The organism is Pseudanabaena sp. lw0831 (assembly GCF_016584665.1).
GTDB lineage: Bacteria > Cyanobacteriota > Cyanobacteriia > Pseudanabaenales > Pseudanabaenaceae > Pseudanabaena.
The window spans coordinates 59,397-81,782 of the sequence record NZ_BBJB01000003.1; the positions used below are offsets into that span (position 1 = coordinate 59,397).

The 22,386-nt window shown below is 44.0% G+C and carries 22 protein-coding genes; 8 read left to right on the top strand and 14 right to left on the bottom strand.

All coding sequences use genetic code 11. The annotated features are described in order from the left end of the window. Nucleotides 1-62 precede the first annotated feature (62 nt). The 4 genes from APA_RS00935 to rppB are packed head-to-tail and all read left to right on the top strand — an operon-like array spanning nt 63 to nt 5,823. Nucleotides 63-3,155, top strand: a complete 3,093-nt coding sequence (locus tag APA_RS00935; RefSeq protein ID WP_201320448.1) for an efflux RND transporter permease subunit — start codon at nt 63-65, stop codon at nt 3,153-3,155. A gap of 41 nt (nt 3,156-3,196) precedes the next feature. Beyond that, entirely contained in the window at nt 3,197-3,739 is a 543-nt protein-coding gene (locus APA_RS00940; protein WP_236579351.1) for a hypothetical protein, read from the top strand. A gap of 58 nt (nt 3,740-3,797) precedes the next feature. Further along, nucleotides 3,798-4,502: a two-component system response regulator RppA gene (gene rppA, locus APA_RS00945; protein ID WP_201320449.1), complete on the top strand. Its 705-nt coding sequence runs from the start codon at nt 3,798-3,800 to the stop codon at nt 4,500-4,502. Next, nucleotides 4,489-5,823 carry a two-component system sensor histidine kinase RppB gene (gene rppB / locus APA_RS00950; protein ID WP_201320450.1) on the top strand — a complete coding sequence of 445 codons (1,335 nt, stop codon included), beginning with the start codon at nt 4,489-4,491 and terminating at the stop codon, nt 5,821-5,823. Before rppA ends, rppB begins: the two co-directional genes overlap by 14 nt. Before the next feature lie 108 nt (nt 5,824-5,931). On the opposite strand, the gene APA_RS00955 is transcribed toward rppB, so the two are convergent. From APA_RS00955 to APA_RS00965, 3 genes are read right to left on the bottom strand one after another with little or no spacing between them, the layout of a single operon-like run. Continuing rightward, entirely contained in the window at nt 5,932-6,504 is a 573-nt protein-coding gene (locus tag APA_RS00955) for an antibiotic biosynthesis monooxygenase (RefSeq protein WP_201320451.1), read from the bottom strand. Nucleotides 6,505-6,509: 5 nt separating this feature from the next. Beyond that, nucleotides 6,510-7,397 carry an SMP-30/gluconolactonase/LRE family protein gene (locus tag APA_RS00960; protein WP_201320452.1) on the bottom strand — a complete coding sequence of 296 codons (888 nt, stop codon included), beginning with the start codon at nt 7,395-7,397 and terminating at the stop codon, nt 6,510-6,512. Nucleotides 7,398-7,415: 18 nt separating this feature from the next. Next, nucleotides 7,416-8,075 carry an SDR family NAD(P)-dependent oxidoreductase gene (locus tag APA_RS00965; protein WP_201320453.1) on the bottom strand — a complete coding sequence of 220 codons (660 nt, stop codon included), beginning with the start codon at nt 8,073-8,075 and terminating at the stop codon, nt 7,416-7,418. Nucleotides 8,076-8,175: 100 nt separating this feature from the next. Between APA_RS00965 and APA_RS00970 the strand changes: the two genes are divergently transcribed. Then, nucleotides 8,176-8,520: a helix-turn-helix domain-containing protein gene (locus tag APA_RS00970; RefSeq protein ID WP_201320454.1), complete on the top strand. Its 345-nt coding sequence runs from the start codon at nt 8,176-8,178 to the stop codon at nt 8,518-8,520. Between the two features lie 45 nt (nt 8,521-8,565). Here the strand turns inward: APA_RS00970 and APA_RS00975 are convergent, their stop codons facing one another. Continuing rightward, a complete protein-coding gene (locus tag APA_RS00975; protein WP_201320455.1) occupies nt 8,566-9,006 on the bottom strand; it encodes a cupin domain-containing protein in 441 nt (146 codons plus the stop codon). A gap of 301 nt (nt 9,007-9,307) precedes the next feature. Here APA_RS00975 and lysS point away from each other — a divergent pair, with 301 nt between their 5' ends. Continuing rightward, nucleotides 9,308-10,921 carry a lysine--tRNA ligase gene (gene lysS / locus APA_RS00980; protein WP_201320456.1) on the top strand — a complete coding sequence of 538 codons (1,614 nt, stop codon included), beginning with the start codon at nt 9,308-9,310 and terminating at the stop codon, nt 10,919-10,921. A gap of 60 nt (nt 10,922-10,981) precedes the next feature. On the opposite strand, the gene APA_RS00985 is transcribed toward lysS, so the two are convergent. From APA_RS00985 to APA_RS01015, 7 genes are all read right to left on the bottom strand, one after another. Then, a complete protein-coding gene (locus APA_RS00985) occupies nt 10,982-11,698 on the bottom strand; it encodes a hypothetical protein (protein WP_201320457.1) in 717 nt (238 codons plus the stop codon). After that, nucleotides 11,695-12,588 (bottom strand): ABC transporter permease, encoded by an 894-nt coding sequence (locus APA_RS00990; RefSeq protein ID WP_201320458.1) that lies wholly within the window; start codon nt 12,586-12,588, stop codon nt 11,695-11,697. The genes APA_RS00985 and APA_RS00990 overlap by 4 nt, the downstream gene beginning before the upstream one ends. 33 nt (nt 12,589-12,621) lie before the next feature. After that, nucleotides 12,622-13,326 carry a GUN4 domain-containing protein gene (locus APA_RS00995; protein WP_201320459.1) on the bottom strand — a complete coding sequence of 235 codons (705 nt, stop codon included), beginning with the start codon at nt 13,324-13,326 and terminating at the stop codon, nt 12,622-12,624. Between the two features lie 165 nt (nt 13,327-13,491). Beyond that, nucleotides 13,492-14,049 carry a hypothetical protein gene (locus tag APA_RS01000; protein WP_201320460.1) on the bottom strand — a complete coding sequence of 186 codons (558 nt, stop codon included), beginning with the start codon at nt 14,047-14,049 and terminating at the stop codon, nt 13,492-13,494. A gap of 347 nt (nt 14,050-14,396) precedes the next feature. Further along, entirely contained in the window at nt 14,397-15,797 is a 1,401-nt protein-coding gene (locus tag APA_RS01005) for an NAD(P)(+) transhydrogenase (Re/Si-specific) subunit beta (protein ID WP_374101334.1), read from the bottom strand. 17 nt (nt 15,798-15,814) lie between these two features. Next, nucleotides 15,815-16,105 carry an NAD(P) transhydrogenase subunit alpha gene (locus tag APA_RS01010; RefSeq protein ID WP_094533598.1) on the bottom strand — a complete coding sequence of 97 codons (291 nt, stop codon included), beginning with the start codon at nt 16,103-16,105 and terminating at the stop codon, nt 15,815-15,817. Between the two features lie 49 nt (nt 16,106-16,154). After that, complete coding sequence (locus tag APA_RS01015) at nt 16,155-17,300, bottom strand: Re/Si-specific NAD(P)(+) transhydrogenase subunit alpha (protein ID WP_201320462.1); 1,146 nt, start codon at nt 17,298-17,300, stop codon at nt 16,155-16,157. 243 nt (nt 17,301-17,543) lie between these two features. Here APA_RS01015 and cobT point away from each other — a divergent pair, with 243 nt between their 5' ends. Continuing rightward, nucleotides 17,544-18,602, top strand: a complete 1,059-nt coding sequence (cobT, locus tag APA_RS01020; protein ID WP_201320463.1) for a nicotinate mononucleotide-dependent phosphoribosyltransferase CobT — start codon at nt 17,544-17,546, stop codon at nt 18,600-18,602. Between the two features lie 31 nt (nt 18,603-18,633). Here the strand turns inward: cobT and APA_RS01025 are convergent, their stop codons facing one another. Continuing rightward, nucleotides 18,634-19,398: a Uma2 family endonuclease gene (locus APA_RS01025; RefSeq protein ID WP_201320464.1), complete on the bottom strand. Its 765-nt coding sequence runs from the start codon at nt 19,396-19,398 to the stop codon at nt 18,634-18,636. A 58-nt stretch (nt 19,399-19,456) separates the two neighbouring features. On the opposite strand from APA_RS01025, the gene APA_RS01030 reads away from it, so the two are divergent. Continuing rightward, nucleotides 19,457-20,326 (top strand): Uma2 family endonuclease, encoded by an 870-nt coding sequence (locus APA_RS01030; RefSeq protein WP_201320465.1) that lies wholly within the window; start codon nt 19,457-19,459, stop codon nt 20,324-20,326. Between the two features lie 32 nt (nt 20,327-20,358). Here APA_RS01030 and APA_RS01035 read toward each other — a convergent pair whose 3' ends face one another. Continuing rightward, nucleotides 20,359-21,570, bottom strand: coding sequence for a glycosyltransferase family 4 protein (locus APA_RS01035; protein WP_201320466.1), 1,212 nt, complete (start codon nt 21,568-21,570; stop codon nt 20,359-20,361). Further along, nucleotides 21,563-22,384, bottom strand: a complete 822-nt coding sequence (locus APA_RS01040; protein ID WP_201320467.1) for a glycosyltransferase family 2 protein — start codon at nt 22,382-22,384, stop codon at nt 21,563-21,565. The genes APA_RS01035 and APA_RS01040 overlap by 8 nt, the downstream gene beginning before the upstream one ends. Nucleotides 22,385-22,386: the final 2 nt, after the last annotated feature.

Sequence of the window (22,386 nt, forward strand, 5' to 3'; positions counted from 1 at the left end):
TGATTTCATAGTTGTATGAGAGAGTGAGATGCTACACCCACTTACTCTCGATAATTGACTTCATGCTCAGTTCCATCATTAAATGGGCGATCGCCCGTCGTTGGTTGGTTGTTTTGGGGGCGATGATTCTTACCATTTGGATTTTTCGTACCATCATCCAAATGCCTTTGGATGTATTCCCACCCTTTGCACCACCACAAGTCGAAATTCAAACTGAAGCAGCAGGATTAGCTCCTGAAGAAGTGGAATCACTGGTGACATTGCCCATTGAGAGCGCCATTAATGGAACTGCGGGAGTAACTGCGGTGCGTTCATCGAGTGCTGCTAGCATCTCAGTTGTGCGCGTTATTTTTAAATGGGGAACCGATATTTATCAAGCTCGACAATTGGTGACGGAGCGCTTACAGGCGGCTCGAAGTAAATTGCCTGCATCCGTGGAAGCTCCACAAATAGCGCCCATTAGTTCGCCGATTGGTACAATTATTACCTATGCTTTCACGTCAAAAAGCAATGACTTGATGGAAGTGCGGCGATTTGTCGATTGGCAAGTTACAAATCGATTGCTTGCCGTATCAGGAGTTGCCCAAGTGATTGTATTTGGGGGCGATGTACGGCAATATCAAGTTCTCGTAGCTCCTGAAAAATTACAGGCTTTTAATGTATCGCTGCAAGAGGTATCGGATGCTGTGGCGGCAGCCAATGTGAATGCTGCGGGTGGTTATTTGATTACGCCCGATCGCGAAAAATTGATTCGAGGTATTGGGCGGATTGAGGATATTGAGGCTCTCAAACAATCCGTGATTATGTCTCGTAATGGTGTACCAGTCAGGATTAGCGATGTTGCTGATGTTAAAATCGGTGCAGCCGTGAAGCGGGGTGATGCCAGTGTGAATACCGAAAAAGCGGTCGTGGCAATTATCAATAAACAGCCGCAAGCGGATACGCCCACCGTCACTCGTGCTGTCGAAGCTGCCATGAATGAGGTGAAGGCAGGCTTACCTGAGGGCATTAAAATTAACACCACTTTCCGTCAAGAAGCTTATATCGATGCGTCGATTGAGAATGTGCAGGAAGCCTTAATCGAAGGAAGTATTATCGTTGCCCTAATTTTGATCCCATTCTTGATGAACTGGCGGAACTTAGTGGTATGTTTGGCAGCTTTACCTTTGTCTCTATTGATCGGGGTACTTGCCCTTAACTGGTTAGGGCAGGGCTTGAACACGATGACACTAGGCGGTTTGGCAGTGGCGATCGGTTCGGCGGTGGATGATGCGATCGTTGATGCTGAAAATGTGTACCGATGTCTGCGGGAAAACAAACATTCTGATCATCCTAGACCAGTTTTAGAGGTGGTTTTTGATGGATGTCAGGAAGTGCGCGATTCGGTATTTGGAGCCACGATTATTACAATTGTTGTCTTCTCACCAATCTTTGCGCTCACTGGTGTGGAGGGAAGCATTTTTATTCCGATGGGTTTGGGTTACTTAGCCGCAGTATTAGCATCTAGCTTTGTAGCGCTCACAGTCACGCCTGCCCTCTGTGCGATTTTGCTGCCTCACGGACATCTTCCTGAGCGGGAGCCTTGGGTAGCGAGGTTTTTTAAAAAATTTTATCTGCCACTAATCAAATTTGCGATGCAGCGATCGCAGATCGTTATTGGTATTGCGGCAGCGAGCTTACTGGTTTCTGCGATCGTGGTTCCATCCTTTGGACGCATCTTTCTCCCTGAGTTTCAGGAGCAATCGCTGGTTAATACATTACTGCTTTATCCAGGTTCTTCCCTAGAAGCAACCAACAGCGCCGCCTCAGTACTAGAGCATAAGCTAAAAGACAATCCTAAATTCCAGAACATTCAAGTGCGTTCTGGTCGGGCGGAAGGTGATGCTGATGCCGCAGGGGTGAACTTGGCGCATGTCGATGTGGAGTTGAGCGAGATGGGTATGAAGGATCGCAAGGCAAGCATCGATTTATTGCGCCAAGAGTTTGGGAAGGTAATCGGCGCAGCTCCAAATGTCGGCGGATTTATTTCGCACCGCATGGATGAAGTGTTGTCTGGGGTCAGAAGTGCGATCGCTGTCAAGATTTTTGGTGCGGAACTAGAGCAACTTCGCACTTTAGGACAGCAAGTAAATGATGTCATGCGATCGGTTGAAGGTGTAGTCGATTTGCAACTCGAACCACAGATTCCTGTAGAACAAATTCAAATTAAATTTGATCGCATTGCAGCAGCAAGATATGGTTTGACCATTGGCAAGCTTTCAGAAACAGTTGAGACGGCTTTAAATGGAAAAGTAGTTTCCCAAGTTCTGGAACAACAGCAAACCTTTGATCTTGTCGTATGGCTAAAGCCTGAAGCTCGCCAAAATTTAGATCAGATCGGTAATCTGATGGTGGATACTCCTACTGGCAATAAAATTCCCTTGGCGCAAGTGGCAAAAATTATCGATGGCAAGGGCGCAAATACGATTAACCGTGAAAATGTTTCGCGATTGATTGTCGTGGCAGCAAATGCACAGGGGCGCGATTTACGCTCGGTCGTGAGCGAGATTCAGGCAAAGGTTAAGCAACAGGTGCAGATTCCTGCGGGTTACTACATCCAATATGCAGGACAATTTGAAGCTGAAGGAAGAGCCTCGCAAAATATTGTGCTGTTTAGCGCGATCGCATTTGTGGTGATTACGGTGATCATGTATCTCTCAGTCAAATCAGTTGCCTCCACTGTGATGATTATGATTAATCTGCCCCTAGCAATGGTGGGCGGCGTAATTGCTGTGGCACTGACGGGCGGCGTTTTGTCGATCGCTTCACTTGTGGGATTTGTGACTTTATTTGGGGTCGCAACCCGCAATGGTTTACTGCTAGTAGACAACTACAACACCAAATTTGCATCAGGAATGCCCTTGAGAGATCTATTGATCCAAGGATCAATGGAACGACTCAACGCTATCCTGATGACTGCGTTCACTTCCGCTCTAGGATTAGCGCCTCTAGTTGTGGCAGGTGGTGCAGGCAAGGAATTACTGCAACCCCTATCCATCGTGGTTTTAGGCGGTTTATTTACTTCCACTGCGCTTACCTTGCTCGTACTTCCTGCGATCTACTCTCGCTTCTGGAAATATCTCGTACCCAAACTCAAAACATCTATCAACCTATAACAATTGTTGTGCGGCTTTGCCGCACAACACTAAACAACTAAATGGAGCTTATTACTATGCGATCGCTAAAATCTTTAAAATCTCTCACAATCTCGTCAGGACTAATCGGCATCATTGCGATCGCCGCTTGTTCTAGTCCTACCCCAGAGACAAAAACAGCAGCGCCAAATCCTATCCCAACTCCTGCTAATACTAGCGAACCAACTAAAGCCACTGCAACAAAAAATAGTGACAAAGCCAATGACAAGCCAAGTGGGAATAATGGTAAAGCTAATCAAGGTGGACAAGTTGTCGAAGTTGGCGCATACCATTTAGAATTGGTAGCTATAAACGAAGATGGGGGTGTCCATATCGATCTGTTTTTGCAAAATGGCAGTGACCATTCACCAATCCCTGATGCAAAAGTAAGCGCACAGGTGCAACTCCCCAATGGCTCAAAAAAAACTCTGGATATGCCATATAAGACAGATGGAAAACATTATGGAGCATTGTTGTCCGAAACAGTTGCAGGGGAATACAAGGTCGTAATCCTCAGCGAAATTAAAGGTGAGAAGATCAATGGTAGATTTGCTTTTAAGCGATAAGTGCTTTGTAATGTGCGGCGCAAAGCGCCGCACATTAGATGATTACTAGAAATAACCTATGCGAATTCTATTAGTAGAAGATGAACCTGACCTTGGCGCAGCGATCGCAAATCGTTTGCGCCAAGAAAAGTATGTCGTCGATTGGGCGAAAGATGGCGCTGAAGCTTGGAATTATCTGGAGAACCAATGGACGCAATACACAGTCGGGATTTTTGATTGGATGTTACCGAGTTTATCAGGATTGGAATTATGTAAAAAATTGCGATCGCAAAAAAGTACATTGCCAATTTTAATGCTCACCGCCAAAGATAGTATCGAAGATCGTGTTATTGGACTGGATGCAGGAGCCGATGACTATTTAGTAAAACCTTTCGGGATGGTCGAGTTATTGGCGCGGTTACGAGCATTACAAAGGCGATCGCCTCAATTGCAAGCGATTCAATTAAAAGTAGGAAATCTCACCCTAGATTACAATACTGCCACGGTTTCTTCTGAAGATATTAATGGCAAATCCACACAAGTTTCCCTCACTGCAAAGGAGTTTCAGCTTTTGGAATACTTTATGCAGCATCCCAATCAAATTATTTCTCGCGATCAAATTCTCTATCAACTATGGGAAATCCAATCGGAGCCAGAAAGCAATGTGGTCGCCGCCCAAATGCGTTTACTAAGGCGCAAACTTGCGGATAGTAATTGTTTGCTTTCCATTGAAACTATCTATGGATTGGGGTATCGCCTAAATGAAGCAAATGAACCAAAATAATTTATTCTTTCGCGCCCGTTGGCGGCTTGCCATCTGGTATTCAGGCGTGATGGGAATCATTCTTTGTCTAGCAGGAGCTGGAGCCTATCAGATGATGGTTCATGCCCATTGGCAAGGATTACAAGACGAGATCGAAGCAGTGGCAGGAACTCTGCACGACACACTGGAGCCAATGCTGCAACAGCCTGATCAGATGAATCCCTATGTCCAGAATGTACTTCCCAATCTCTGTGTAGTTACTGAACCATGTGCGAATACTCAACAAAATCTGAGTGATCGACATATTCTCGGTGTCACCCAAACCAATGACTATTACATCCATTTTCGCGATCGCAATTATCAGACCATCGCCACAGTCGGCAACCTGCCAGATCTAGAAGTAAATCGAGATGCAGTCTGGCAAATGCTCCGAGATTCGCAAGGCAGACACTATTATCAATTCTCTCTATTGCTCAAAAATTCCGCAGGATTACCTTGGGGCTACATGCAAATCGGGCGATCGATGGCAGATTACGATCGCCACTTAAGCGAGTCAAAACTAGCTCTATTATTAGGGCTTCCCATTGGATTTGTGGTGATTGCGATCGCAAGTTGGTATTTAGCCAAAATCGCTATGCAACCAGTTTATACTTCCTATCAACAGATTCAACAATTCACTGCCGATGTTGCCCATGAGTTACGCACACCACTCGCATCGATCATGGCAACCGTTGAGTCATCCTTAGCGATGGATTCTCTTCCAGAAACAGATTCTCGTTCCATCTTAAGCGTGATTGAGCGCCAAAATGGTCGTCTTTCTCAATTGGTTGGAGATTTATTGCTATTATCGCGATTAGATATTGAGACTGATTTACCCAAATTTTCGCCATGCTGTCTGAATGACATTCTCAGTGATCTTGTCGAAGAGTTAGCTCCTCTCGCCCTAGCTTCAGACATCAGCCTCAATCTAGATCTCAAAACAGAAACAAGTCTATTCGTTATGGGCAATACGTCCCAGCTATATCGGCTATTCTCTAATCTCATCGCCAACGCTATTCAATATTCCAATCTAAATGGAACTGTTTCTATTTCCCTAACTCTTCAAGATCGCGAAGCAATCATCCATATTCGCGATACAGGTATCGGCATCGCCGCGCAAGATTTACCATATATTTTTGATCGCTTTTATCGTGCTGACCGCGATCGCTCTCGCACCACAGGCGGATCGGGATTGGGGCTAGCAATTGCTAAAGCGATCGCCCATAAACATCGCGGCAACATTCAAGTAACTAGTGAACTGGGCAAGGGGAGTGAGTTTAATGTTTCTTTAAAGTCAGTTTAATTTACAATGCAATAAGTGGAAGCTCTAAATTTGCGATCTCAATTACAGTAAGTTGTGAGTTGTGAATACTAAGCGATCGCTATGTGTACAAATCATTGTCAGGATTCTTTAAGGCTTGGGATAAAGCCACTTGGCAAAGAGCTTAGTGATTCGAGGCATGATTACGTAAGTCATAGCTAGCACCATTAAACCTGAAATAATCAATGTTGATAGCAAAGGCGATAGAAATGAGAGGTAAGGCATAACAAATCGATTCATGAAATTTACTAAGACAAAGATGGTAATCCAAGTCAAAATGAATATCTTGTAACGAGGTGGAGGCATGATCGCTTTATTGGTGGATAGAGTGAACCAAGATTCCAAACCAGTAAGGATCTGAAACTGACCTTTATCTGTAACCAATCGATTTATCTGGGCAAGATAGCCTTTGCGAATTTCTGAGCTTTCCCACTGTCGAAAATTGCTCAGGCGATCGAACTTGAATACAACTCGATACTGAAGATTCGATGCATCTGAAGGGCGAAAAACATTCACCCCTAAATGCCCTTCAAACATTTCAGCAGCAGAAATCATCTCTGTTAAAATGCCCTCAAACTCATGCTCACAGGACGGCTTGACGCTTAGAACGACATCAACAGTTACGGGAGTGTCATCTGGTTCCATTTGATTGATATGATTCATTTACTCTAAATAAGCGGTAGACCAGCAACACCAACTTCAAGCCGAACCACTTTAGCAGGCTCAATTCCTGTTGCAGGAGGATAAGACATACCGCCATTAGTTGTGACATAGATACTTGTGAGATTTTCTTCAGTTATACCAAAAGCCAAGGCTGTACTACCTGCTACGCCCTGTTCTAGTTGAGCAATGGTGTTTGCCGTGCGATCGCGACTGATTTTTACGACGCTGTTAAAAACATGGGTCGTACCATAAAGATTCCCGATTTGGTCAAATGCAAAATCATCGAGATTAATGCCAGTTAGAAAAATCTCTGGCTCACCAGCGAGACCTTCAGGAAGAATTGGGATTCTGACAATCTGCTGCTTTTGGGTGTTAGAAGCATAGAGAAAGTTATCATAAATTTTCAAGCCATTAACCGCAGGAAAGACTTCTTCCGATGAACTTCGCGCAAGATCGGAATGTTCAAGCCAGATCCTAACGGTTTTAGTAGAAACATTCAATTCCCATATAGCCCCACGATAGGAATCAGCGATTAAGTAGCGATCGCCCATCAGTCTGGTTAGACCATTTAGAAATATAGCCTCTGGCAATTTTGCTAGAAGCTCAATTGTTCCATCAGTAGCGATGCGCCATACAACAGAAGTTTCTTGATCATCCCATCCTGATAGTAGCAGATCTCCATCGCTCGTCATTGCTAGACCTGTTGCTTTACCTGCAATAGTTGCATAGGTTGTGGGAACTCCATCAGCTCCGATCCGAATGACCTTGCCTTCGTAATGACTGGTGATAAATAAAGTATTATCCGCAGCCACAGCAATACTCTCTAAAAATGTATTTACAGGAAATTTAGCAATAGTTTGGGCAGCAACGAGGGCGGTTTGAGCTTCTATCATGATTTTATTCCTTAAATATTATTGGTAAATTATTTCAGCTTCAAATTTCTCAGGCGGCTGCTTATGTAAAGTCATGTAGGACTGCGCGATCGCATCAGGATCGAAATGAGTACCGACTTCTACTGTGCCGCAAATCGTTACCGTACCAACATGAATACCAAACTCTTTCAGTTCTTCAGCCAAGCAAAATGTTAAACTTCTCAAACCTGATTTACTAATAGCTAAAGACACCAAATCCGAAGATGGATATAACGCAAGTCCACCACCTGTAAATAGGATCGTGCCTTTTCCACTTGACTTCATCGCTGGGATGACTTGTTGAGCGGCTACTAATGCACCGACAACATTGACGTTAAAATCTGAAATTAATTTCTCGGTTGGTAGGTCACTAGGCTTAGTCATAGTCATTACAGCCGCATTGTAAATCAGCACCTCTGGGTCGCCAAATTGGCTGCGAATCTCGGCAAATACTTGAATCAAAGCATCTTTATTCCCAGTATCTGCCGCAAAAGTATGAACTATATAGCCAAGCTGACGCAATTCTTTGGCATTTGCTTCCATTTTTTCGAGGTTACGAGCGATCAATGCTAGGCTATAGCCTTCTTTGGCGAAGGATCTGGCTACTCCCATACTTACACCTGCACCAAAGCCAGCGATTACGCATATAGGTTGACTCATTTTTTACTCGTAATTTTTTACTTGTAGTTGGAATAGACAAAATGATTAATAATCAATAGCATTACCTGCCAATAGTTACCAAATAGATACTGATAGAATTATGGCTGAAAAAAAGTATAGCTGTCCTGTAGAGTTCACTCTTGATCGCATCGGGGGGAAATGGAAATCTGTAATCCTTTGGTGGCTCAGAGGCGGTCGTAAGCGATTTGGTGAACTAATGCAGTTAATGCCACAAATTAGTCAAAAAGTACTAACGACTCAATTGCGAGAACTAGAATGCGATGGGCTGATCGAACGTCAAGTTTTTGCTGAGTCACCGCCGCGTGTAGAATATTTACTGACAGCGCATGGCGAAACCTTAAAACCGATTATGGAACTGATGTGTGAATGGGGGAAAGCAAACGCCAAAGACCATCAATTTAGTTCAATTCAGAGAGATTTATAAAGTTTATTGTGTTTCTTTTGATCGGAAACTGCTTTAGTGGGGTATTTAGGCAATAAGTGGAAGTTCTAAATTGGCGATCGCATTACGTGCAGCCTCCAAATCATAGGGAAAAGGATGACGACGGGGTTGGTAATCTTTGGGATAGGGCGCACCATGGCGCAAGACAGCATTCACCATCACACAAGGCTGAGCGCTGAGATTAATCGCCGCATGTGGCACATTGGGCGGTATTGTTACCACCGCAGGACGATATTCACTTAAGAGAATGTATTGATATTGGCGATCGCATAGCACCACCAAAACAAAGCTACCGCGCACCACCAACAGTTGATCGGTCTGGAAATGATGCACAAACAAATCATCGATTGCCCCTGCTGCGACCTGAACAAGCATGGTTTCATCGCTTGCCTGTGGTGTATAAAACTCTGCCATCCCATTTTTGATCGAAGTGAGATAGCGAATTTCGACTTTTCTGTTTGCAGCCATTGAGATCTCCGCAATATATCGCGACACCTTTAGGTTAGTCGATTATTTTTTAATTTTTGTTACAAAGAGAACGAATGTATTTTTTTATGCATATAGGAATAGACGTATTTTGCGATCGCGCAGTATGAAATCAAGTTTGATTTGTGCAGCGCCGTAGGTGCTGCACAAATCAAACTTGGTTTTGATCGGCGGACGTTTATCAATTTTCAATTCTGTTAGACTACATAAGGCGCAAAATTGTCTAAATAGGCAAGTTCACGCGCAAACTTAACTCTTGAAAGACCTTCGGATAATTACCACTATGTTTTGGGCGGATAAAATTGCAGCAGATGCAAGCGGCGATCGCATTATAGTTAACGATTCCAAAACCCCCTCTGGGCGCGTTCATGTCGGCTCATTGCGCGGGGTTGTGATTCACGATGCCATTTATCGCGCCCTCAAACACGCAGGTAAACCTGTCACCTTCACCTACGGCGTTGACGATTACGACGCGCTCGACACTGTACCCCACTATTTAGATCAAGCCAAATTTGCACCCTATTTGGGACAGCCCCTCTGCAATGTCCCTTCCCCCGAAGCCACAGCAACCGACTACGCCAAGTACTTCATGGGCGAATTTCTGGAAGTGTTCGAGCATCTAGGCGTGCGTCCCGAAATTTATTACCTGCGAGATCTCTACCGTTCAGGCAAAATGAATCAATATATTGATTTGTTCTTGAACAATGCTCATCTTGTGCGTGAAGCCTACAAAGAAGTCAGCAAAGCCGATCGCCCCGAGAATTGGTATCCCTTCCAAACCATTTGCGAAAACTGCGGCAAGATCGCCACTACAGTTGTGACTGACTACCAAGACGGCAAAGTGTTTTACACCTGTCAGCCCAACGCCATGGAATATGTCAAAGGCTGCGGTCATACAGGCTGGGTATCGCCCTTTGATGGCAATGGTAAATTGCCTTGGAAAGTAGAATGGGTTGCTAAATGGGAAGTTGTTGGCGTATCGATTGAATTGGCGGGTAAAGACCATTCCCAAAAAGGCGGCTCTCGCGATGTCGCTAATTCCATTTGTCGGAAGGTTCTCAAAAAGAATCCACCTACCCATGCGCCCTACGAATTTATTTTGGTGAATGGAACGAAAATGAGTTCTTCTAAAGGTGTCGGTTCCAGTGCAAAGGAAATCGCGGCTCTTTTACCACCTGAATTATTGCGTTTCTTGATGTTGCGGACACAGCCTCGCAGCGTCATCAATTTCTCTCCTAACTACGAGACAATTACTCGTTTATTTCGTGACTATGACACCTTGATTGATAAATATCGGGATGATACTGATAAAGATGAAAAGGCTCTAGAAGACTTGGTTCCTCTAATCTATTCACAACTGAATCTGGAAGAAAAAGTGGAAGGTTATCAAGCCTTTGACTTCAGCACGCTGATTTCGCTTTTACAAATTCCTCACCTCGATCTCGAAGTAGAGATTGCTACTAGAAGTGCCAATCCCTTAAGCAATCGCGACTGGGAAGTAGTCCGCGATCGCATCCGCGTCGGCAAAAAATGGTTGCAAGACTATGCCGATGAAGAAGAGAAGTTGGTTCTCTATCTCGACTCCATGCCTGACAAAGCAAGTAACCTCACTGCCGCACAGATCACTTATTTTGAAACACTAGTGACTAATCTCGAAGCCGCTGATCATTGGGATGGGGAAAAGTTGCAAACCTTGCTATTTAGCACCTCGAAGCAGGTAGAAATTTTGCAAAAAGATGCTTTTGCCGCAGTGTATTACACATTCTTAAATAAGGAGCGTGGCCCCAAGGCGGGAAGTTTACTTTCTTATCTGGATAAAGCATTTGTGATTCAGCGCATTAAAGATGCGATCGCGCTTAATCTCACAGATGTAGCCCTGCAATCAAGTGCGGGCTAAAAGCTCAAACCATTTGAAACGGGTTAATTTAGTTTAATCGTAGGGTGGGCATTGCCCACCTTACGATTTTCTCTTCCTAGGTTTAGGAAGAACTGTTTCAATTGGGATATCTTCGCTGAGTATATAAGTAGCAGCTTTTTCACTGAGGAGCATCGCTTTGGAAAGTAGCGATCGCGCTGTACCACTCGTGGGCAAATAAAGCTGAATGATTTTGCGCTTGATCAGTGGCGATGTTGCTGAGAGTGTACTACGCGCATTGCGCCATTCGGCATCGGATCGACAAAAGAGTCGCAGCGCTAAATCAACTGTTGGTTGTCGGCAATTAGTTTCATCATTGTTGAGAAAAGTATAAATCCTTTCATAACGGCGGCTAATCTCAGGTGCGAGACAAAGAATTAACAGATCGCGCTCAAAAGCCCCTAACTCTAAGCGATCGCAAAGTGTAGGAATTGCGAGGTGGATATTTTGAGCGCGATTAACTTCAAGGCGATCGCCATAGCGCCCAAGAGGATGGATAATCTGTGGTGTATTTTTGGGCGCAAGACTGCCGCCTTTAGATGGGTCGATCGCAATAAATCCTTTCCACCAATGGCTAGTGGCGCGATCGGCGGCAGATTTTGCCACGCGATCTACTTCTTGATTGTTTTGGCGTTGCTTAGCTAGCGATCGCATCAATACGCGATCGAGCCAAGCTAATTCCGCTTTCAGATATGACCAGTTATCGGTAAAGGGTTGAACTTCAGGAAAAGCAGGGACTTCACCTGTTTCTGCAATCATGCTATGCCTCGGCGTAAAGTACCGCGAATGAATATGCTTACGAATATGCCAAAACCTAATAATGCGATCGCGGCATTGGAGATCGTCATATTTCCCCAAGGAGCCGTAAACACGACGCTATCCCAAGCCCATGTGCTATGGCTGTACACATAGCGAATTGGCTCGATCGCCCAAGATAGAGGATTGAGACTAGCAATCCATTGCAACCAAGTCGGCATAAAGGCAAGTGGTGCAAGAGCCGTACTAGAGAACATTAAGGGCAAATTCACCAAGAAAATAAAGGCAAGCATCTCTTGATGCCCAGGCATGGCAAAAGCAAGTCCCAAACTCAACATCGTAAAGTCTACGATTAGCAACATCAGGATTAGAGCCATTACAGCTAAACCACTTAGGCTCGGCAGCCCCGCACCCATAAGTCCACTGACCGAGACGATCGCTAAAGTTTGCACCATACTTAGGGCAATGATAAAAATCGCAGAGGCAGCAATGATCGAAAATCGCGATACTAGGGGCGCGACCAAGATGCGATTGAGGAAACCAAATTCGCGATCGAATAGCATCGGCAATCCTGAATTAAGTGCGCTACTAAAAGCCGTGAATACAATGATCCCCGCCGCTAAAAACTGCACATAGGTCTGACCATCACCGACTAAACCTTTGGGCAACCCACTAAATAATGCGCCAAACAGCAATAACCACATCAATGGCTGCAACACACCTGCGATCAAAGTTGTAGGGCGGCGACGCAGTTGGATAAATAGGCGCGTAGTTAAAGCTGTCACTTCTTGACGAAAATCAGCCCACCATAAGCTTGGCTGCGGACTTTCTGGTTGCGAGAATTGATGGCTTTGTGGTTCTTGGATTAAAGGTGGAAGGGAAGTTTGAGTCATATCGTTATCTGTACAGATGAGCCACAACATCTATCATAATCCACACATAGCCGAGCGCTTTGCAAACTCACGATAGGTATAGGGCAGGAAATTGTTAAAATCCGTTTTCCAATAAATACCCCAAGAAGGATAATAGCCCTCTGGTAATTGAAGCCCTTGTTTCAAAAACTTGGTATCCCCTCGTCCCATTCTGTCTGGGATTCCAGTTGTAAAGTTCCAGATATCATCAGCGAGGCAAGTCTCCGCACATCTTCCTGGTATTGTAGATTTACATTTCTGCCTACAAATTTCCCTGGATTGTCCAGAATTGGATAAATTTTCCTCTCTTTCCACAATTAGTCTTTGTGCATTAAAGCCAAAGCGTCCTAAGCTAGCTTTTTGCCATAGGCGATCAATTGTTGTGAGATCGGTGCAAGGAAAATTAAGGATATCTTCCCTACTCATTGGTATAAATATCTCCAAATCACTAGCTTTCGCTAATAATCGTCCTGTTTCTCGATCTGCTTTTTCCCATTGTTTTGCTTCTAGTAGCGATCGCAGTGAGCGATAGTCAATATTTCGCACCGATGGTAAGGATTGAATAATTGTTTCATTTGATGGTTTGTTAAACTGCCAGATCGGATTTTCTAATAAGTAAGGATAGCTGTTTTTCACCCAAAACCATCCCGCCCCAGTAGCGATCGCTGTAAATACACCAATGAATATCCATTGTGTTTTCCCCAGTTTAGGAATTGCCATTATGAATTTACTTTTTAGAAACTGAAACGATTAAATGCTAGATTTTTAAAGAAATATAGGGGTTTTACATAATTCTTATCGCTATTGCCCTTTTAGCTTAGACATAAAGCTTAAAAGAGAGTGGTGGTGCTTTGCACCACCACTCTCTTTCCAAATTGGAGATAGCTAATTCTCCTCTGTCTTGGGTGGTCTGCGTAATCGGATACCGATCGCGACAAGTCCTACACCAGATATGACATAAATGGGCGCAATGGAAGCAAAGCCAATTGTAGTGCCGAAGATAGACAAAACCCCAATAGGAAAAAGAACAGCCCCCGCACCAGATGTAATACACATTCCACTGATAATCTTTTTCGCTATAACAATGGGGTACTTTGGCTGGAGCAATGTCCAGCCCAAAGTACCAGCCGTTAATCCTGGAAGCCCAACTAACATAATCATATTGGGGAGATCTCCCCCTACCACCATTACAAATAGAGGAAAGGCAATCGCTGGTACACCTCCCAAGATCAGCATCCAAGAGGCAATAGCGCGAATTACTTCTAGGAAGCTAGTAGATCGATAAACCAAAACAGCGATCGCTATCATTGCCAATCCACCAACCGCAAACATCAAGGCAGCAAAGGAATTATTAAGACTGTTGGTATACAGCCACACCCCAAAAATTAATAAGGATGTGCCAAAGACAAAAAGAAGTAATGCAAAAATTCGTCGTAAGCTCATAGCTAATAAATTTGCTTCTATTCAAATGTAATACCAAATCACAAAATGGCTACGCCATTTTGTGATTTTAAAACCCTTAGGAATGAAAATTAATTAAAACCAAAATTTGTTGGGGCGGGCTTTGCCCGCCCCAACAAATTTTGGTTTTAATTGCACAAGTTAATTAATTTTCATTCCTTACTGGGTTTGGTTTTTAATTCGCAAAAGTGTTGCCACACTTTCGTGAATTGGTATAACTACGGATGTTAAAGCGTTCTGCACTGTTGACTCTCTAACTTCCAAAAAGTGAATCGCCCGTTTAACGGGCGATTCACTTTTTATTTTCTTATTACACAGAGGTAATTAGCTTAAATTTGCTTTAACTCATTGGCAAGTTTTCCCACCATATCTTTAGCACCACCAAATAACATCATTGTTTTTTGTTGATAGAACAAGTCATTTTCGACACCTGCAAAACCAGCACTCATGCCTCGCTTAATCACGATCGCATTTTTAGCTTTATCCACATCTAAAATCGGCATTCCATAAATCGGGCTAGCTTGATTAGTCCTTGCCGCAGGATTGACCACATCATTCGCACCAATAATCAATACTACATCGGTATTCTCAAATTGAGTATTGATATCGTCCATGTCATAGAGTTGCGAGTAAGGTACATTAGCCTCCGCTAGCAACACGTTCATATGACCTGGCATCCGCCCCGCAACTGGATGAATGGCAAACTTTACTTCTACACCTTTGCGTTCGAGCATATCCGATAACTCACGCACAGCGTGCTGCGCTTGAGCGACTGCCATGCCATATCCAGGAACGATTACCACCGATCGCGCATAACCCAACATCATCGCGCATTCTTCAGGGTCAATAGTTTTCACGGTTTTGTTGCTACTATTGCCTGCGTCACCCTCTGTGACTAAGGTTGTGCCAAAGCCACTAAACAAAACATTAGGAAGAGTACGGTTCATTGCCTTACACATAATTTGGGTAAGGATTAAGCCTGAAGCGCCAACCAATGCACCTGAAATAATCAACACATTATTCATCACCACAAAGCCTGCGGCACTAGCGGCAACCCCTGACAGAGAATTCAGCAGCGAGATGACCACGGGCATATCACCGCCGCCGATGGGGATCACAAACAATATGCCGACTAACAGCGAAATGACATTAAGGCAAATGAATGCGACAAGATCAGCAGGATTGACAATCAGCATGGCTGCACCAACGGCAAAAGTGACTAGCAGCAGAATATTGATGGTTTGCTGATAGGCGAAACGAATCGGTGCGCCCTTCATGATCCCTTGCAATTTCGCAAAGGCAATCATGCTACCCGTAAAGGTAATATTGCCGATGAGAACACTCGCGGTAATCGAAAGATTATCGACCAATGGCAATGTCAACCCATGACTGACTACCCGCCAATATTCGCCCACAGCCACTAAAGATGAAGCCAACCCGCCCAAACCATTGAGCAAGCCAACCATCTGAGGCATATCGGTCATCGCCACTTTGTAAGCAATCAGAGAACCGATCGCTGAGCCAATCGCGATCGCGACCAAAATCAAGCCATAGCTCAATACTTGCTTATCGAGTAACGTCGCCACAACCGCCAATAACATTGCGATCGCGCCAAGCAAATTCCCCTGACGTGCTGTAGCAGGTGATCCCATCTGTTTAAGCCCGATCATAAATAAGGAAGCCGCCACCAAATAGGTAAGCTGAATCCCTGTCGGGACATAATCCAAAATATTTTCTAGCATGTGCTTTACGCCTCTTTCTTTTTGAACATTTGCAACATGCGATCGGTAACCAGAAATCCGCCGACAACATTGATCGTGGCGCAGACAACCGAGATCAATCCCAGAATTACGGAGAGATTAGGATTCACATCACTACCCGCCACAATCAAAGCCCCAATGACAGATATTCCTGAAATGGCATTAGAACCTGACATTAAGGGAGTATGTAATGTTGGTGGAACCTTGTTAATTACTTCAAATCCTGCAAAGGAAGCAAGTACAAAGACAAATAGAGCGCTAATTAATGATTCGTTCATAGTTAATTTTCGTCGGCACGATGTGCCGACGATGCAATTGAATGTTGGACTAGGCGGTGACAGCTAATTGAGAGAGAGCATCTTTAACGCGCTGATTGCGAATTTCGCCAGCGTGAGTGATACAGGTGCTGCTGATAATGTCATCATCAAAATCAAGATCCAATTCGCCTTTCTTGATCAAGTGATTGAGAAGGTTGAGCAGATTCTTAGCGTATTTTTGCGAAGCATGGATCGGCATTGATGAGGGCAAATTAATCGGTGCAATAATCATTGCGCCATGACACATTACATCCTTTCCAGCGATCGTCCCTTCGCAGTTGCCTCCCTGTTCGCCAGCCATATCCACAATGATCGAGCCACGCTTCATGTGGGCAATCATCGCATCAGTCACCATGACGGGGGCTTTACGACCTGGGACTTGGGCAGTGGTGATTACAATATCCGCTTCTTTAATATGCTTGGCAAGAATGACCTGAGCATGTTGTTTCGCTGCTTCAGAAATTTCTTTTGCATATCCACCATCGGCGGTCGTATCCTCATCCAAGGTTACATCGATAAATTTTGCGCCAAGACTCTGCACTTCCTCCCGCACCGCAGGACGAATATCATAGGCTTCCACCTGTGCCCCGAGACGACGCGCGGTTGCGATCGCCTGAAGCCCAGCCACACCCGCGCCCAATACCACCACTTTCGCAGGCGGGATCGTGCCTGCCGCCGTGGTCAACATCGGCAGATATTTTGGCAAAGCTGCTGCCGCGATCAGTACAGCTTTATAACCAGCGATCGAGGCTTGCGAGGAGAGAGCATCCATACTTTGCGCCCGACTGCTACGGGGAATCATCTCCATGCTCATGGCTGTTACCCCCTGATGCGCGAGGCGGCGGATTAGTTCAGGTCTACCTAAAGGATTGAGAAAACCAATCATGATTTGCCCCGATTTGAACATGCTCACTTCTTCTTCGCGAGGCGCACCCACCTTTAGCAAAATATCTGATTCATTAATCAGAATATTCTTGTCAAAAATAATCTTGGCTCCGACTTCTTCATAAGCAGCGTCCGCAAAAAAAGATGATTCGCCAGCATGACTTTCGATTAAGACTTCCAAACCACTTTTGACCAAGCGACTCACCACTTCAGGAATTAGAGCGACTCTACGTTCTCCAAATTCTATTTCTTTGATTACGCCTATCTTCATTCATGCACCTTATTCAATGATCTTCACCTACCCAAATTTGCGATCGCGTAACCCAGATAAGTAAGGGCAATTCATGAATTGCCCTTACTTGTCTGGCAATTTATTTAGGATTGCTATATGTGTTAGGTTCATTGTAAGAACCTAACTGTGACCTTTTGGCTACTTCTTCCGATAATCTTTAACTGTCTTAACGAAAGTACTGTAGAAATATTTACTTTCAATAACTTTTGCAAACAATTTCAAATGATTAAGATCTACACACAACGCAAAAAAGCCAAAGCTTGGCTCAAAAACTATCGTGGTAAACGTCCAGTATTTGCTTGTGTGTTGGGATTCACTGAAACAGGATTAATCCCCAATATTTCCGCCGCAGGGGCTACTCCTGAAGACCGCAAATATACAGCGATTGCAGATGCTGAATTTCTTGCAACAGGAATTAATACAACTTTCCCTTTGCCGCCCCTAGTCGCAGGTGCTTCCCCAGTCTTAATTTCTCGGGCCGTTATCGCCGCCCAAGAATTGCCTCTGTTTATTTTTGATGCTGGTTTAGCGATCGCGCCAACTATTAAGGCGATCGCCCTCGGTGGGTTGCCTGCGAAATGTCTAAGCACAGGCAAAGCTTTACCGATTGAAACTGTGCTCCAATTATTTGTACAGGGCTTAGTGTGGGGAGAAAAGTTAGCTCAATCAGGAGCCTATGTAATCTTGAGTGAATGTGTGGTTGGTGGCACAACTACAGCCCTAGCTGTGCTGACAGCGTTAGGAATTGAGGCAAAAGACAAAGTAAATAGCTCCCATTCCACTTGTAACCATGCTCAAAAGTGGGAAATTGTCCAATCTGGATTGCAGCACCTAGGGCAACCAGCAACACCTTTTGAAATTGTGTCTGCCGTGGGTGATCCCATGCAAATTGCAGTGGCAGGAATGGCGATCGCCGCCAGTCGTCATGCAGGGGTATTACTCGCGGGTGGAACCCAAATGTTAGCGGTGTATGCACTAGCCAGAGCGATCGCTGACTATCAAAATCTTACATGGAATCCTGATGCGATTATTGCTGGCACAACCCGATGGGTTGCCGAAGATCCCACAAGTAAAACTGTTGACTTAGCTTTAGCGGTGCGCGATGTGCCATTACTCGCCACACAGCTAAGTTTTGCCAAGTCTAAATTTCCGCAATTACGAGCCTATGAACAAGGTTTTGTTAAAGAAGGTGTCGGCGCTGGTGGGGCGGCGATCGCTGCGCACTTATATCAAAATTGGACTCAAGAGAAATTACTGAGTGCGATCGAAGCGCAGCTATAAATTAACAAGGGTGCAAAGCTCACTTGTTAATTTATAGCTGCGGCTCAATACCCGCAGCGCGTAATTGTACCATTAGTTTTTCAGATCTTTGTCTTTCCTGCTCGGCAATTAATCGCTCTTGGAGAGCTATTGACCGTTCTTGTTCAGAGTTTTCCCAGCCTGTAAACAGCAGATTACCGCTAGCATCCCACCAACGCAGCCAAGGCAATTCTGAATTTTGATAAACGCCTTGCCAAATGCCAAGCTCCACGCCTAACTCTTCGATTGGAAAATGCCCTCTTTCATTTGCAGCCACTAGTTCAAAACGATTTGCGACATGGCGATATAACTCGATGCGTGATTTCTGCACCTCATAAATGCCATAAAAAGCAGGACGAATAACCTGCTCATAGATAAAAAATTTACCCGTCCAAGGAGTGCGATCGCGTTCATCTTTACCAGTACCAGACACAAATTCTAAAATGATGAGCGGTGCAATAAATTCTTGCCAAAGCACATAGGAGCGGCGTGGCTGACCGTTCAGATTGGGCGGTACATTTGGCACATAGAACCAATCAGGAGCTTCTGCACCTTTCTCTGGTGGTTCTGTCATGCGCCAATAGATTCCCGAATCTTGCCCGATCGCATATTGTCCATCGGGATGGTATTTTTGTAAAATTGGCTCAATCGAATCTGTGAGCAAGATACTTTGCGGATGCTCTTGAAAATTTTTCACAAACGTACCATCAGATTCGGGAAGTTGCGTATGGTCAGGAAGTGTAACAGGATCGGTTGATGGATCTAATGTGAAAGTCATGTTTGTCCCTTTCGATTTTGGGTGATAATTATGTAGAAGCGCATCAGGAGGAAGACCCATGGCAGCAATTACCGCCCGTGAACTAGAGATGCAAATGCCCGATGCTAGTCAACTCTTGAGTGATGAACCTGAGATGGAAAGTTCTTTGCATTATATGCAGCTACTATTACTTGTAACCTGTCTCGAATGGGCTTGGCAAGAGCAGAATGACTTTTTTATTGGCGCTAATCTCACAATTTATTTTAGCCGCCAACAACTAAAAAATCATGACTTTCGGGGACCAGACTTTTTCCTAGTCAAAAATACGACTAGAGAACCGCGCAATTCATGGGTGGTATGGGAAGAAGATGGGCGATACCCCGATTTAATTATTGAGCTTTTATCTGACTCTACGGCAAATGTCGATCGCACAATCAAGCGTGACTTATATGCTGAGAGATTTCACACGCCTGAATATTTTTATTTTTCACCTGAAACTTTAGAATTTGCTGGATTTAGGTTAGATATAAACCAATATAAACCGATTACTCCTAATGCTCAAGGCTGGTTGTGGAGTGAGGTAATCGGCGCATTTTTAGGAGTTCATGAGAAGCAACTGCGCTATTTTTCTCTAGAGGGAGCATTATTACCTACACCTCAAGAAACTGCACAAAGGGAAATTCAAAAAGCTAAACAAGAGCAGGTTAAGGCTGAGCAAGAGCGGGTTAAGGCTGAGCAAGAACGGGTTAAGGCTGAGCAAGAACGGGTTAAGGCTGAGCAAGAACGGGTTAAGGCTGAGCAAGAACGGGTTAAGGCTGAGCAAGAACGGGTTAAGGCTGAGCAAGAACGGGTTAAGGCTGAGCAACAATTAAATCGAGCTGAGTTAGCTGAAGCTAAGTTGCAAGCGTTACAAGAGAAAATGCGATCGCTTGGTATTGCTGATGAATAAGTAAAATAATAGGCGGAGTGAAGCGCCGCCTATTATTTGGGAGTTATGGATAAGACAGAATCATAGATTTTCATCAATTGATGATAGTTAGCAGAACGGGTGTAGCTTTCTTGGTAAGTTTTATAGGCTTTGTTGCCCATAATTTGCATGGCTTCAGGATTTGTGCCACACCAATATAACTTTTCTGTCCATGCGCTAATGCGATCGCAAGGAATTAAAAATCCATTATGTTCTGAAGTGATTAGTTCAGATAGAGCGCCTAAGGCTGAAGCTAGGACAGGTTTACCACAAGCAAAAGCTTCGACCACCACTCGCCCAAAGGTTTCATACCATTGTGAAGGAACCACGATCGCTGTGGCGGAATGCATGGCATTTGCTACCTGAGATGAAGTCAAATATCCTAGAAACTGAACATTTTTTAGCCCTACCTGATCAATAAATCGCTGCAAATTTGATCTTTCAGAACCATCACCAATAATCTTTAATTGCCAATCTGTCATGTTCAATTCAGCCCATGCTTGCAGCAGTGTAATGATGCCTTTCTCTGCGGATAATCTCCCTACAAATAAGAAGTTAGGATTCTCGGACTGTAACGATGGCGAAACTTCAATGTCTGGGAGTTGAATTACATTGGGATTCACATAAAGCCGATCGCTAGGAATTCCAATCTCTTTGAGCTTTTGAGCGGCAAAATGACTGGGGGTAATAAAAGCATCTACATCTTGTTCCCAAGTCCGTCGCCATCGATTGAATGTTATCATTGCCCAAACTGCTATAGAAGCAATAGGAGAATTTCGATAGCAGCCATAGCCGATACCGCGCCAAGGATTCCTTCCTACACAAGCTTCACAAACCTTTCCATCTCTAAATAAATAACTATTTAGACAACCTAACCGAAAGTTATGTAGGTGTTGTACAGTCGGTATATTTAGCGATCGCGCAGCAGCATGGATGGAAGGCGAAAACAATGGAAAGAAATTCTGGACATGCACAAGATCGGGGCGTAATTCTTGAAGTTGCGATCGCCTCTGACGATACACTCGAAAATTCCACGCAGTCTCTCCAAAAAGTTTGAGTTTATCGAATTTGGAATAAGTCTTGATGATGTCATTGTGAACTTCAATTAAGGTAACCCGATGACCATATTCGCGCAGTAGTTCAACATCCGACTCCACCGCAGCATCTTCGCCCCCCACATATTGATAACGGTTATGAAACATCACAATATGAAGTGGTTTAGACATAAAAGCGCACTAACCAAGAGAATAATTTAACTATGAATAGTGGAAGTCCAAGCAAAAAACCATATTTATAAGTATGGTAATAAAACTGAGTTGGTAAATGATAGGGAGATTTATAATCCCAGAATATTGATTTGAAGTTGCGATATTTCACTTTCTGGAGATAATTATTAAAGTTATGAATTGGGTCTTTTTCTTCAACTAAAACTGCCTTTACATTACCTAAAATATATACTTTAAAACCTGCTCTAGTCGCCTTTAAAGTATACATTCCATCACCAGCATATTGTCGAAATTTATTAGCGTCAGGAGCGCCAATTTGATTAAATACTGATACTGATATCGCAACACAATAACCACTCAATCCATCTACTTCGACAACTTCATGTTCTAATGCTTTAACTCTTTTCCTACCCTTAACCCCTGTTTCCACTAATTGCCCTGATTCTGCTTCATAGCAAGCAGCTCCAACAATTGAATCTGGATGTTTTTTTAGGAAATCTACTAATAAGTCAAGCGTATTAGGAGCAGTCAAACTATCATCGTTTAGCCAAATAAAATGTGTTGCTCCTTGTTGATAAGCATATTCCATTCCTAATGCGATCGCACCTGTCCACCATAAATTACCATCGCCTTGTAGGACAGTAACTTCAGGATAGTTGGCTTTGACCTCTTCAGCAGTGCGATCGCTAGAACCATCATCAACAACAATCACATGATATTTCTGCAAATCGCCATTAGCTTTTAAATTCTCTAGACAAGCTAAAGTAAGCACCTTGCGATTATGAACAGGAATAATAATATAGATGGGTTGCATGA

Bases quoted from the DNA above. Each gene is read 5' to 3' on its own strand.
- APA_RS00935 (WP_201320448.1), top strand. From the start codon at position 63: ATGCTCAGTTCCATCATTAAATGGGCGATCGCCCGTCGTTGGTTGGTT.
- APA_RS00940 (WP_236579351.1), top strand. From the start codon at position 3,197: ATGGAGCTTATTACTATGCGATCGCTAAAATCTTTAAAATCTCTCACA.
- rppA (WP_201320449.1), top strand. From the start codon at position 3,798: ATGCGAATTCTATTAGTAGAAGATGAACCTGACCTTGGCGCAGCGATC.
- rppB (WP_201320450.1), top strand. From the start codon at position 4,489: ATGAACCAAAATAATTTATTCTTTCGCGCCCGTTGGCGGCTTGCCATC.
- APA_RS00955 (WP_201320451.1), bottom strand. From the start codon at position 6,504: ATGAATCATATCAATCAAATGGAACCAGATGACACTCCCGTAACTGTT.
- APA_RS00960 (WP_201320452.1), bottom strand. From the start codon at position 7,397: ATGATAGAAGCTCAAACCGCCCTCGTTGCTGCCCAAACTATTGCTAAA.
- APA_RS00965 (WP_201320453.1), bottom strand. From the start codon at position 8,075: ATGAGTCAACCTATATGCGTAATCGCTGGCTTTGGTGCAGGTGTAAGT.
- APA_RS00970 (WP_201320454.1), top strand. From the start codon at position 8,176: ATGGCTGAAAAAAAGTATAGCTGTCCTGTAGAGTTCACTCTTGATCGC.
- APA_RS00975 (WP_201320455.1), bottom strand. From the start codon at position 9,006: ATGGCTGCAAACAGAAAAGTCGAAATTCGCTATCTCACTTCGATCAAA.
- lysS (WP_201320456.1), top strand. From the start codon at position 9,308: ATGTTTTGGGCGGATAAAATTGCAGCAGATGCAAGCGGCGATCGCATT.
- APA_RS00985 (WP_201320457.1), bottom strand. From the start codon at position 11,698: ATGATTGCAGAAACAGGTGAAGTCCCTGCTTTTCCTGAAGTTCAACCC.
- APA_RS00990 (WP_201320458.1), bottom strand. From the start codon at position 12,588: ATGACTCAAACTTCCCTTCCACCTTTAATCCAAGAACCACAAAGCCAT.
- APA_RS00995 (WP_201320459.1), bottom strand. From the start codon at position 13,326: ATGGCAATTCCTAAACTGGGGAAAACACAATGGATATTCATTGGTGTA.
- APA_RS01000 (WP_201320460.1), bottom strand. From the start codon at position 14,049: ATGAGCTTACGACGAATTTTTGCATTACTTCTTTTTGTCTTTGGCACA.
- APA_RS01010 (WP_094533598.1), bottom strand. From the start codon at position 16,105: ATGAACGAATCATTAATTAGCGCTCTATTTGTCTTTGTACTTGCTTCC.
- APA_RS01015 (WP_201320462.1), bottom strand. From the start codon at position 17,300: ATGAAGATAGGCGTAATCAAAGAAATAGAATTTGGAGAACGTAGAGTC.
- cobT (WP_201320463.1), top strand. From the start codon at position 17,544: ATGATTAAGATCTACACACAACGCAAAAAAGCCAAAGCTTGGCTCAAA.
- APA_RS01025 (WP_201320464.1), bottom strand. From the start codon at position 19,398: ATGACTTTCACATTAGATCCATCAACCGATCCTGTTACACTTCCTGAC.
- APA_RS01030 (WP_201320465.1), top strand. From the start codon at position 19,457: ATGGCAGCAATTACCGCCCGTGAACTAGAGATGCAAATGCCCGATGCT.
- APA_RS01035 (WP_201320466.1), bottom strand. From the start codon at position 21,570: ATGTCTAAACCACTTCATATTGTGATGTTTCATAACCGTTATCAATAT.
- APA_RS01040 (WP_201320467.1), bottom strand. From the start codon at position 22,384: ATGCAACCCATCTATATTATTATTCCTGTTCATAATCGCAAGGTGCTT.